Origin of the sequence: Chromobacterium alticapitis (assembly GCF_002924365.1) — a bacterium.
GTDB classification, from domain to species: Bacteria; Pseudomonadota; Gammaproteobacteria; order Burkholderiales; family Chromobacteriaceae; genus Chromobacterium; species Chromobacterium alticapitis.
Genome location: NZ_PQWB01000036.1, coordinates 18,912 through 30,498, shown reverse-complemented (window position 1 = coordinate 30,498; position 11,587 = coordinate 18,912). Strand labels below are relative to the sequence as shown.

Sequence of the window (11,587 nt, the reverse complement as noted above, 5' to 3'; positions counted from 1 at the left end):
AAGCCCAGCATTGTGAAATGCTGGGCTTTTTTGAATCCTGGCGTCCCCACGGGGAATCGAACCCCGGCTACCGCCGTGAAAGGGCGGTGTTCTAACCGCTAAACTATAGGGACAGCTGGTGCACCCGGAGCGATTCGAACGCCCGACCCTCTGGTTCGTAGCCAGATACTCTATCCAACTGAGCTACGGGTGCATATTGTTGGCGTCCCCACGGGGAATCGAACCCCGGCTACCGCCGTGAAAGGGCGGTGTTCTAACCGCTAAACTATAGGGACATGCCTGGTGCACCCGGAGCGATTCGAACGCCCGACCCTCTGGTTCGTAGCCAGATACTCTATCCAACTGAGCTACGGGTGCACTGTTTCGCGAGACGTTGTGTCTTGCGAGAGGACGGATAATATAGATAGGGGAATGCGCTGTCAACACCTCGTATGATTTTTTTTCCAAAGCCGGTAAACTGGCCGCCTGTCTCTGTCGCGGCCTGCCAACATTTTAAGCTGTTTGTCATGTTTGGGCGGGCCGCGTCCATGAAAGCGAAGCGAGAGTGAATACCCTGTTTGCGCAGCCCTGCGCCATCGTCGATCTGGAAACCACCGGCGGCAATATCGCCCGCGACCGCATCACCGAGGTCGGCCTGGTGCTGGTGGACGGCGAGCGCGTCGAACGCCTGTCCTGGCTGGTCAACCCAGGCCAGCCCATTCCCGAGTTCATTGAACAGATGACCGGCATCAGCAATGAAATGGTGGCCGCCGCGCCGCCTTTCTCCGAACTGGCCGATGATTTGCTGGCGCGCTTGCAGGGCCGGCTGCTGCTGGCGCACAACGCCCGCTTCGACTACGGTTTCCTGAAGAATGAATTCCGCCGCCTGGGCCTGCGCTTCCAGGCGCGCGCGCTGTGCACGGTCAAACTGTCGCGGCGGCTGTATCCCCAGCATTTCAAGCACAGCCTGGATAGTCTGATCGCACGCCACGGCATAGACATGCCGGATCGACATCGCGCGCTGGCGGACGCCGACGCGGTATATCAGTTCCTGCACATCGCCGAGGGCGAGCTGGGGCGCGACAAGGTGGCCGGAGAGGCCGCCGCGCTGTTGTCGCAGCCGGCCGAAGTATCCAGCCTGCCGGCCGAGCTGCAGCAGCAGATCGAGGATATGCCGGATTCCGCCGGCGTCTATGCCCTGTTCGGCGCGGATGGCCGAGCCTTATACGTGGGCCGCGCCCCCAATCTGTACCGCAAGACGCTGGGCCATTTCGCCGAGCGCAAGCCGGGCCGGCATGAGGTGAAAATAGACGAGACTGTGGCCAGGGTGGAGTGGCGCGAGTGCCTGAGCGAGTTCGGCGCGCATCTCACGGAGCTGCAGTGGCTGCGCCGGCTGTTGCCGCTGCACAATCCGCGCGCCAAGATGATGGGCGAGGTGTGCACCTTGCAACTGAGCACAGGCGAGGACGGCTTCATGCGGGCGGTTCCGGTTGCGGCCGGCGATATCGACTTCACCCGCACCTCCGATTTGTACGGCCTGTTCCGCCACGCGCGGGAGGCGCGCAAGGCGCTGGCGCAAATCGCGCTGGCGCAGGGCTTATGCCAGTCCGTGCTGGGCGTGGAACAGGTCACCAGCCGCAAGGGCGCGCCCTGCGCGGCTTACCAGATCCGCCGCTGCCGCGGTGCCTGCGTGGGCGAGGAGGGCGCGGACAGCCACAACCAGCGCTTATCGGCCGCGCTGCAACGGCTCAAGGTCAAGCCGTGGCCGTTCGAGGGCGCGGTGGCGGTGCTGGAGCGCGACGAGGTATGCGGCGATGTGGTGGAGCATGTGTTCGACCGCTGGTGCTATTTGGGCAGCCGCCGCAATGGCGGCGAGCTGGAAGGCGAGCCGGCTTTCGATCTCGATTACTACAAATTGCTGGAGATGGTATTGCGGAAGGAAGATATGGTAATACGCGAAATTTAAATGAGAGCGATTGCCTGTATTGTTGTGACGTATTGGTTTTTTGGTTCTATAAAGATACTCTGATTTTGAGATGTCTTAGGTGAGCATATGAAGATGACTCTTTGCATGCTGGCGACGTTTTTCATTCTTGCTAGCTGGAGTAGTTGTGCGTGTGCTGCACAGTGGGAACTATATGGATTGACTGGTTCCGAAGGCGACCATATTTCTGAAAGCTACGATAAAGATAGCATGCAGTGGAGTACTGATTCGGTAAAAGTCTGGGTTCTGGAAATGCATGAGCAGGTGATACAAACACCAGTGCCCTGGTGTTATGGGCAGAGCTACCAAACGGCTAAGGTTCACTATGTTTTAAATTGTACCTCCTTGCAAATGGGGGCAGAGTCAGCCGTGTATTATCGGGCTGATGGAGGTATCGCGTGTAGTTGGAATGCTCCTGCTGCACCCACTATGTCCGATATAGTTCCTGAGACTATAGGTGAGAGTTTGCTCAAGAAAATATGTAGCCAAAAGCCAAAGAAACCGGATAAAAGCGGCCACAAAAAGCACGCGCCTAAAATAGTTACATTTTAATAGCCTGTGCAAGGTTACTTGGCTTTATACTTCTGCTTGTTCTTTGATTGGGCCGAACAATTGCGATGTGCCAATATCCCTTCAAGCCTGCCGCCGGGTGGCAGGCCCGAGGTTTTAAACGGTTCCTGTTTGAGCGATTTGACGCTAGCAAATCGCGAGTTCAGCCGCGACTCGGGCCTGACGGGCCCCGGTGGGAAGCCGTAGGCCAGGCTTGCAGGGTGGCCTTTAGGGGGAGGGGATATTTGGCCAAGCAAATATCCCCTCCCTGCTCGCCGGGCTGGGCCGGCAATATAATAGAATATCCGCGAAGCGGATTCACAATCTTGGCGATCATGAATAGGCTGGGTCGGGGCGAGTCCCCGGTTATTCATGCATCGCCAAATAGCCGCGCAGCCGGCTCTCGATGATGCGCGGGTTTTCGCCGTTGGCGATGGCCACCACGCCTTCCACCACCAGCTCCTTCATCGCCAGCTCGGATGCCACCAGGTGCTTGAGCTTGTTGGCCATGGGCAGGAAGAACAGGTTGGCCGAACCGACGCCGTAAACGGTGGCGACGAAGGCCACCGCGATGCCGCCGCCCAGCTTGGATGGGTCGGACAGGTTTTCCATCACGTGGATCAGGCCCAGCACCGCGCCCAGAATGCCCATGGTGGGCGAATAGCCGCCGGCCGATTCCCAGATGCGGGCTGCCTGTTTGCGCGCATGCTCGAACATGCTGATTTCCACTTCCATCACCGCGCGCAGCGTGTCCGGTTCGGTGCCGTCCACCAGCATCTGCAGAGCCTTGCGGATGAAGGGATCTCGCTGCTGGCCTATCACGCCCTCCAGCGACAGCAGGCCGCCCTTGCGCGAGGCCTGGCTCCAGCTGACCACTTCGCGGATCATTTTCTCGTGGTCGAAATTGGGCGGGCGGAATACCCAGCGCAGCATGCGCAGGCCGGCCACGAACTGCTTGGGCGTGCTTTGCAGCATCACCGCGCTGGTGGTGCCGCCGATGACGATCATGAAGGCGGTCAGCTGCAGCAGCGAACCGAGATTGCCTCCTTCTATGGCCTGGCCGACGACAATGGCGCTCAGGCCCAGCACCACGGCGATTAAACTGATCTTATCCACATTGTTTCCGTTATCGATCTGGTCTGCGGCGCGGCAGGACCGCGCCCTCCCTTACAGCCAGTCTTTCAGTTTGGCGCGCAGCCGGGCGACGGCCTGGCTGTGCAGCTGGCAGACGCGGGACTCGGTCACGCCGAGCACCGCGCCGATTTCCTTCAGGTTCAGCTCCTGCTCGTAGTACAAGGCCATCACCAGTTGATCGCGTTCTGGCAGCAGCTTGATCGCGTCCACCAGTTGTTGGCGGAAACTGTCGTCGGCCAGCGCGGAGAGCGGGTCCGGCGAGTCTTCGTCGGCGACGTTGGCCACCGGATTGTGGCTGCTCTCGTCGCCGCCGCCGCTGAAATCCTCGAAATGCAGCAGGGTGGTGCCTTTGCAGTCGCTTAGCATATCCTGGTATTGCGCCAGCTCCATGCCCATTTCCGCGGCGATTTCCGACTCCAGCGGCGCGCGGCCGAATTGATGTTCCAGCCGGGCTATGGTTTCTTCGATCTGACGCGAGTTGCGGCGCGCCTGGCGCGGCAGCCAATCCTCGCGCCTCAGCTCATCCAGCATGGCGCCGCGGATGCGCTGGCTGGCGAAGGTTTCGAACAGCACGCCTTGAGTCGGGTCGAATTGGCGCGAGGCTTCGATCAGGCCGATCATGCCGACCTGGATCAGATCGCCCAAGTCCACCGAAGCTGGCAGGCGCGCGATCATGATGCTGGCCAGCTTGCGCACCAGCGGCGCGTAGGCCGCCACGTCTATCTCGACGCTGGGGGCCGCTGCGGCATAGCCCGATCGGCGGAATGACGGCGGCAAGGTCATAGCAGTTTGGCTCCATCCGCCTCGGCCCAGTCGCGCGAGGCGGCAATCAGCAAGTCCATGTATCCGGTACTGTCTCGCGTCGTTTCCGGCGCGTCCCATTGCGGCAGCACCGCGGCCAACTGCGAAAACGCGGCGGCGGCCTCGCTATCTGGAAAGGCTTCCATCAGCGGGCGGCGCAGCGTCTGGCTGCGGCGGACCGCGTTGTCCTGCGGCACGAAACCCACCCAGCGCAGCGAGACGGTCAGGAATTCGCTAGCGACCGCCGACAGCCGGGTGAACAGCTCGCGCGCCTCATCCAGATGGCGCGCGCGATTGATCAGCACATTGAAGCGCTGGCGACCGTACAGGCTGGCCAGACGCTTGATATTAGCGTAGGCCGTGGTCAGCGAGTCGGCCTCCGGTGTTAATACCAAAACCAGATTGTCGGCCACGCTGGCCGGGATCGGATCCTGGCTCGGGCTGGGCGCGTCCACCAGCAGGGCGGAGGCGTCGCGCTCCAGCGCGCCGAATTCGCTGCCCAGGCGCAGCCACAATTGGGCGGAAAACAGCGCGCGCTGCTCCGGCCTGGCATACAAGTTGACCAGCTGCACGCCCTGGCGCGACATGATCAGCATTTCGTCCAGCCCGCCCACGCTGGTCACTTGGCTTTCCAGGGTCGCGGTGGCGGGCACGCCCAGCCGGCGCGTCTGCACCTGGCCCAGGCAGCAGTCTACCACCAGCGGACGCAAGCCGGCGTAGGCCAGGCCGAGCGACAGCTCGGTAACCAGCGTGCTGGTGCCGGAGTGGGGGGAGCCGATGAAGGCGAAGCTGGGCGCGCGGCGATGCTGCGCGGCGAGCAAGCGGAGACTGGCGGCTTGGTCCTGCATGGCGCTTACAGCCAACCTGATTGCGCCGCGTGCATGATGGGCAGCTCGTCGGCCTGCAGCGAGAATGGCGAGCCTATCTGCTGCGCGCGCATCGCGCGATCCACCAGAAAGGCGGCGTTGGCTGAATGTAGGTCTTCCGGCACGCGCTGGCCGTTGGTGATGTAATACAGCTTGAGGCGGTTGCGGATGATCACGTCCAGGCTGGGGCCTTGCGCCACCGCTTCGTCTATCTTGGACAGTATGCAGCCCGCCAGGCCTTCGCCGCGGTAGCGGCGCACCACGTCTTCCAGCGTGTGGCCGTCGGTATTGGCCGCCAGCAACAACAGCCGCTCGATCGGCCGGCCGGCGGTGCGCAGCATGTCGATTTGCGCCAGCACGCGCGCGTCGCGCTGGCCCATGCCCACGGTGTCGATGAATACGATGTGGCGGTTGGACAGATCGGCCAGAGTCAGTTGCAGGTCGCCCTCGTTCTGGATGGAGAACACCGGCACGCCCAGTATCTTGCCGTAGATGCGCAGTTGGTCCTGCGCGCCGATCCGGTAGCTGTCAGTGGTAATGAGCGCCACGTGCTGGGCGCCGAAGCGCATGGTGGCCCGCGCGGCGAGCTTGGCGACCGTGGTGGTCTTGCCGACGCCGGTGGGGCCGACCAGCGCGAAAATGCCGCCGCGGTCCATCACTTCTCGGTCGGCGTCGGCGCATTTCAGATTATGCACCAGCGCCGATCGCGCCCATTTCACCGCCACTTCTGCCTGATACTGCGCCGGCATTTTTTCTATCAGCTGGCGGATCAGCTGCGCGGAGAAGCCCATGGCCAGCAGGTGCTTGAACAGCTCGATGCGGTTGGGCGCCTTGCCTTCCATATCGGACCAGGCGAAGCTGGCCAGCTGGCTTTGCAGCAGGCTGCGCAGCAGTTTGATCTCGTCGCCTATCTGCCTGAGTTCCTGAGCCATCTGCTCAGGCTCCTCGCCATTGTGGCGCAGCGTGGGCGCGGTTTCCGCGCGCGGCGGCGGCGCGGGCTGAGGGGCCGGGCGGGAAGGCGGGGGGCTGCTGGGCGGCGCCATTTTCGGCATGGCTTGCGGCGGATAGTGGGGCGCCATGGCGGGAGCTGCCTGCGGCTGAGCGTAGACGGGCTCCAGCCGAGGCGGAGCGGCGTCCAGTCTAGGCGGCGCCGGGCTTTCCAGCGGTTCCACCGGCATGGCGTAGGTGCGGGCGATGGCGCGGTTCACCGCGTTGCCGTTGCTCTGCGGAATGGGGGCGGGCTGTTGCGGCCGGTTGACCGCGGGCGGCGCGTTGCGCGGCGGATGCTTGCTGCTGGAAGGGGACAGGGTGCTGGCCAGGTTGGCGACGTCCGCGTCGGCCACCGCCATGATTTCCACGCCGCCGCCCATGGTGGGGCGATTGGACAAAATGAGGGCGTCCGCCCCCAGTTCTTCGCGAACTTGCCTGAGTGCGTCTCGAGTGGTCTTCCCGAAGAACTTTTTCACCACCATTGTCGATTAGCCCTTGCTGCCGCCGATTACCGCAATTATACGAATGGATTTATTGTCTGGAATCTCATTATGCGAAATCACACGCAGCTGCGGCAATGCCCGACGCAGGAAACGCGCCAATAGCGGGCGCAGGCCGGGGGCCGTCAGCAGCACTGGATTGTACCCTTGAATCTCCACTTGCTCCGTTTGTTGCGCGGCGCTGGACAGCAAATTCTCCGCCAGGCCCGGCTCCAGGCCGCCGCCGGTCTTGGACTGCACCGCCTGCATCAGCACGTTTTCCAGCTGCGGCTCCAGCGTCATCAGCGGCAGCTCGGTTTCGCCCGGGAATAGCTGCTGCACGATCACGCGCGACAGCGCCGTGCGTACCGCGCCGGTCAGCTCGTCTATGTCCTGGTTTTGCGGAATGTGGTCGGCCAAGGTTTCCAGAATGGTGCGGAAGTCGCGGATGTGGATGCCTTCGGTCAGCAGCTGCTGCAGCACTTTCTGCAGCGTGCCCACCGGAATCACCTTGGGAACCAGATCTTCGATCAGCTTGGGAGACTCCTTGGCCTGGTGGTCTATCAAGGCTTGCACTTCCTCGCGGCCCAGCAGTTCCGCCGCATGGGTTTGCAGCAGGTTCGAGATATGGGTGGCCACCACGGTGCTGGCATCGACCACGGTATAGCCCAGGCCTTGCGCCTCTTCGCGCTTGCCGGCGTCTATCCACACTGCGGGCAGACCGAAGGCCGGATCGGTGGTCGCCGCGCCGGCGATCTCCTGGCTGACGCGCCCCGGATTGATGGCCAGGAACTGGCCCATGAAGGCTTCGCCCTGGCCCACCTCCACGCCCTTGAGCAAAATGCGGTAGGCGCTGGGTTTGATTTCCAGATTATCCCGGATGTGCACCGGCGGCACCAGGAAGCCCAGATCCTGCGCGATCTTCTTGCGGATGCCGCGGATGCGGCGCAATAGCTCGCCATCCTGGGTGCGGTCCACCAGCGGAATCAGCCGGTAGCCCACTTCCATGCCCAGTTGGTCCACGTGCTGCACATCGTGCCAGCCCACCTCTGCGCCCTGCTGCTCCGGCTGTGCCTGCGGCTGAGCCGCCTGCTGCTGGGCGGCCAGCTGTTCGCGCTTGGCCTTCTGCTCCATGCTGCGGGCAAGCGCCAGCAAGCCGCCCGCGATCAGCAGGAAGGAGAAGTGGGGCATATTGGGGATCAGGCCTATGATGCCGATCACGGCTGAGGTGATGTACAGCACCGGCGGCTTGGTGAACAGTTGGCCTAAGAACTGTTCAGACATGTCCTGATCTGTGCCGACGCGCGTCACCACGATACCGGCGGCGGTGGAGATGATCAGCGCAGGAATCTGCGCCACCAGGCCGTCGCCTATGCTCAGCAGAGTATACGTTTCCGCCGCCTGGCCCACTGGCAGGTCATGTTGCACCACCCCGACGATCAGGCCGCCGATGACGTTGATCAGGATGATCAAAATGCCGGCCATGGCGTCGCCGCGCACGTATTTGGAGGCACCGTCCATGGCGCCGAAGAAGTTGGCTTCCTCGGAAATGGTGGCGCGGCGTTTGCGCGCTTCGTCTTCGCCGATCAAACCGGCGTTGAGGTCGGCGTCGATGGCCATCTGCTTGCCGGGCATGGCGTCCAGGGTGAAGCGAGCGGATACTTCGGCGATCCGGCCGGCGCCCTTGGTGATCACCACGAAGTTGATGATGGTGATGATGACGAACACCACGATGCCGATGGCGACGTTGCCGCCAACCAGGAAGTGGGAGAACGATTCGATCACTTTGCCGGCGGCGTCCGGGCCGGTATGGCCCTCCAGCAGCACCACGCGGCTGGAGGCGACGTTCAGCGACAGTCGCAGCATGGTGGTGATCAGCAGCACGGACGGGAAGGACGAGAAGTCCAGCGGCCTGCGTACATTGATGCCCACCATCAGCACGATGACGGATACCGCGATGTTGAAGGTGAAGAAGATGTCCAGCAGCACGGGGGGCAGCGGCAGGATCATCATCGACAGGATGAGGATGATCAGCAGCGGCCCGGCTAGCCGGGCGATCTTCATGTTACGCAGTATCTGGAGGATGGAGTCCATGCTGGATTATCGGCTTTCTTCTGGCGCCGAATCTTGCTGACGTTTGCTGTACGGGTCAAGTTCCTCGGGCACGTCGAGTTGGTCCGGGAACACCGGCGCGACGCCGCCGCTGGATTGATACTGCTGCAACTGGAACACATAGGCCAGCACCTGGGCGGCCGCGGCGTACAACGGGGAAGGGATGTCCTCGCCCAGTTCGGCGTTAAAATACAGCGCGCGCGCGAAGCGGGGGGAGCGCATCACCGGCACGTGGCTATCCTTTCCGGTATCTATGATTTTCTCTGCCAGCTTCAGCGAGCCTTTGGCCACCACCTGCGGCGCGCGCATGGTGTCGTCGTATTTCAGCGCGACGGCGAAGTGGGTCGGGTTGGTGACAATCACATTGGCCTTGGGCACTTCCTGCATCATGCGCTTGCGAGCGGCTTCGCGCTGCAATTGGCGGATGCGGCCCTTCACCTCGGGCGAGCCTTCCGCTTCCTTGAATTCCTGCTTGATCTCTTCCTTGGTCATGCGCAGCTTTTTGTAGTAGCTCCATAGCTGATAGGGCACGTCTATCGCTACCAGCAGGATCATCGCCGCGGTGACGATGAAAAAGGTGCGGATGATCATGTCGGACATCTTCAGGATGCTGGACTCCAGCGGCATGGAGATGAGGCCGATCACCTCGTCTCGCTCCTTCCAGATGTACCAGGTAGCGATGCCGCCGATCAGCAGGCTTTTCAGAATGGCCTTCAAGCCCTCGGTGGCGGCGTTCAGTGAAAAAATGCGCTTGATGCCGGGCAGTGGGTTCAGTTTGCCGAAGTTCGGCTCCACAGCCTTGAAGGTGAGGTTCCAGCCGCCCACCAGCGTGGGCACGAACACGGCTACCAGCGTCAGGCCGCCCAACACCGGCGCAAGTTGCCACAAAGTGCCGAAGATCGCTTCTCGAAAATGCAGGAGGGCGGTTTCGGTGCTATGAACGGAGCCTTGGTCGAACGTCAGCAGCTGGCGCATGGTTTCGCGCAGGAAAACGGCGATCCGGCCGCCAAAAACCATTAGCAGAGAGACGCCGGTTATGGTGATGGCGAAGGTCGACAACTCCCGCGAGCGCGGAATGTTGCCGTCCTCCCGCGCCATGGATAGTCGTTTATCTGATGCGGGTTCGGTGCGTTCGAGGTCTGAATCTTCTGCCATGGCCCTGTTTCAGCTTTATGTTGCGCTAATGCTTTTGTCTTGATTTTCAAGTGAATGTTAGCGCATGCTGCGTTGGTCCGGCCAGTGTTGTTATAATCCGGCCTTTTGGTTTGACCGCCTCCTGGCGAGAGAAAACGACATGCGACAATACCTCGACCTGATGCGCCATGTGCTGGAACATGGCCACGACAAGGCCGACCGCACTGGCACCGGCACCCGTTCAGTGTTCGGCTACCAGATGCGCTTCAATCTGCAAGACGGTTTTCCGCTGGTCACCACCAAGAAATGCCATCTGCGCTCCATCATTCATGAACTGCTGTGGTTTTTGAGCGGCGACACCAATATCCGTTATCTCAAAGAAAACGGCGTGTCGATCTGGGACGAATGGGCCGACGAAAACGGCGATCTCGGACCTGTTTACGGCTACCAATGGCGCAGCTGGCCGGCGCCGGACGGCCGCCACATCGACCAGATCGCCAATGTGGTGGAGATGATCAAGAAGAATCCGGACTCGCGGCGGCTGATCGTGTCGGCCTGGAACCCGGCCCTGGTGGACGAAATGGCGCTGCCGCCCTGCCACAGCTTGTTCCAGTTCTATGTGCTGGACGGCAAGCTGTCCTGTCAGCTCTACCAGCGCTCGGCCGACATCTTCCTGGGCGTGCCGTTCAATATCGCCAGCTACGCCTTGCTCACCATGATGGTGGCCCAGGTGTGCGGCCTTGAGCCGGGCGAGTTTATCCATACTCTGGGCGATGCCCATCTGTACAGCAATCATATGGAACAGGTGCAGCTGCAATTGTCGCGCCAGCCGCTGCCGCTGCCGGCCATGAAGCTGAATCCGGAAGTGAAAGACCTGTTCGCCTTCCGTTTCGAGGATTTCGCGCTGCAAGGCTACGATCCGCATCCCGCCATCAAGGCGCCGGTGGCCGTATGAGCCAGAAACCCATCCTGACCCTGGTGGCCGCCATGGCCGCCAACCGTACCATAGGCATAGAAAACCGCTTGCCCTGGCATCTGCCGGAAGACCTGAAGCACTTCAAGGCGGTGACTTTGGGCAAGCCGGTGATCATGGGCCGCAAGACCTGGGATTCCATCGGCCGGCCGTTGCCGGGACGTCGCAATATCGTGGTGACGCGCCAGCTGGACTGGAGCGCGGAGGGCGCCGAAGCGGCGCATTCGCTGCAACAGGCGCTTGAGCTGGCTGGAGATGTGGAGGAAGTCTGCTTGATCGGCGGAGCCGACTTGTATCGCCAGGCTTTGGAGATCGCCGACAAGCTGTGCCTGACGCGCATAGACAAGGATTTTAGCGGCGATGCCCATTTCCCCGCGTTTGCGGCTTTTCCAACGTTTTCTGATGGAGAATGGACGGAAGTGTCGCGCCAGGAAAATGTCTCGCAGGATGGCTTGGCTTACGCCTTCGTCGATTATAAACGCCGTTGAGCGGCATTTGTCTCGAATACCAGGCCGGAAGCCAGCGCTTCCGGCTTTTTCTTTTTATATCGAACATGCCAGGCGAGCTTTTTACTACACAGATATTG

General features: G+C 61.6%; 10 protein-coding genes and 4 tRNA genes. 4 read left to right on the top strand and 10 right to left on the bottom strand.

The window, feature by feature from the left end:
• Positions 1–38 precede the first annotated feature (38 nt).
• From C2I19_RS09775 to C2I19_RS09760, 4 genes are all read right to left on the bottom strand, one after another.
• Positions 39–113: transfer RNA gene (locus tag C2I19_RS09775), tRNA-Glu, on the bottom strand.
• A 3-nt stretch (positions 114–116) separates the two neighbouring features.
• Positions 117–193 (bottom strand) — tRNA-Arg (locus C2I19_RS09770).
• Between the two features lie 7 nt (positions 194–200).
• A tRNA-Glu gene (locus C2I19_RS09765) sits at positions 201–275 on the bottom strand.
• 5 nt (positions 276–280) lie between these two features.
• Positions 281–357: transfer RNA gene (locus tag C2I19_RS09760), tRNA-Arg, on the bottom strand.
• A 187-nt stretch (positions 358–544) separates the two neighbouring features.
• Between C2I19_RS09760 and C2I19_RS09755 the strand changes: the two genes are divergently transcribed.
• The gene (locus C2I19_RS09755; protein ID WP_233201159.1) at positions 545–1,945 is read left to right on the top strand and encodes an exonuclease domain-containing protein; all 1,401 of its coding nucleotides are present in this window, start codon (positions 545–547) and stop codon (positions 1,943–1,945) included.
• An 87-nt stretch (positions 1,946–2,032) separates the two neighbouring features.
• Complete coding sequence (locus C2I19_RS21715; protein ID WP_146056771.1) at positions 2,033–2,515, top strand: surface-adhesin E family protein; 483 nt, start codon at positions 2,033–2,035, stop codon at positions 2,513–2,515.
• Positions 2,516–2,878: 363 nt separating this feature from the next.
• Here C2I19_RS21715 and C2I19_RS09750 read toward each other — a convergent pair whose 3' ends face one another.
• Genes C2I19_RS09750 through flhB form a run of 6 tightly spaced genes read right to left on the bottom strand, consistent with a single transcriptional unit; the run spans position 2,879 to position 10,049 of the window.
• A complete protein-coding gene (locus C2I19_RS09750) occupies positions 2,879–3,628 on the bottom strand; it encodes a flagellar motor protein (protein WP_103902512.1) in 750 nt (249 codons plus the stop codon).
• 51 nt (positions 3,629–3,679) lie between these two features.
• Positions 3,680–4,429 (bottom strand): RNA polymerase sigma factor FliA, encoded by a 750-nt coding sequence (locus C2I19_RS09745; RefSeq protein ID WP_103902511.1) that lies wholly within the window; start codon positions 4,427–4,429, stop codon positions 3,680–3,682.
• On the bottom strand, positions 4,426–5,295 hold the full coding sequence (locus C2I19_RS09740) for a MinD/ParA family ATP-binding protein (protein WP_103902510.1): 870 nt from the start codon (positions 5,293–5,295) through the stop codon (positions 4,426–4,428). Before C2I19_RS09740 ends, C2I19_RS09745 begins: the two co-directional genes overlap by 4 nt.
• Before the next feature lie 5 nt (positions 5,296–5,300).
• The gene (gene flhF, locus C2I19_RS09735; RefSeq protein ID WP_103902509.1) at positions 5,301–6,785 is read right to left on the bottom strand and encodes a flagellar biosynthesis GTPase FlhF; all 1,485 of its coding nucleotides are present in this window, start codon (positions 6,783–6,785) and stop codon (positions 5,301–5,303) included.
• Between the two features lie 6 nt (positions 6,786–6,791).
• A complete protein-coding gene (gene flhA, locus C2I19_RS09730; RefSeq protein ID WP_103902508.1) occupies positions 6,792–8,876 on the bottom strand; it encodes a flagellar biosynthesis protein FlhA in 2,085 nt (694 codons plus the stop codon).
• Positions 8,877–8,882: 6 nt separating this feature from the next.
• Positions 8,883–10,049, bottom strand: a complete 1,167-nt coding sequence (gene flhB, locus C2I19_RS09725) for a flagellar biosynthesis protein FlhB (RefSeq protein WP_103902507.1) — start codon at positions 10,047–10,049, stop codon at positions 8,883–8,885.
• Positions 10,050–10,188: 139 nt separating this feature from the next.
• On the opposite strand from flhB, the gene C2I19_RS09720 reads away from it, so the two are divergent.
• Entirely contained in the window at positions 10,189–10,983 is a 795-nt protein-coding gene (locus C2I19_RS09720; protein ID WP_103902506.1) for a thymidylate synthase, read from the top strand.
• Positions 10,980–11,489 carry a dihydrofolate reductase gene (locus C2I19_RS09715; RefSeq protein ID WP_103902505.1) on the top strand — a complete coding sequence of 170 codons (510 nt, stop codon included), beginning with the start codon at positions 10,980–10,982 and terminating at the stop codon, positions 11,487–11,489. The genes C2I19_RS09720 and C2I19_RS09715 overlap by 4 nt, the downstream gene beginning before the upstream one ends.
• Positions 11,490–11,587: the final 98 nt, after the last annotated feature.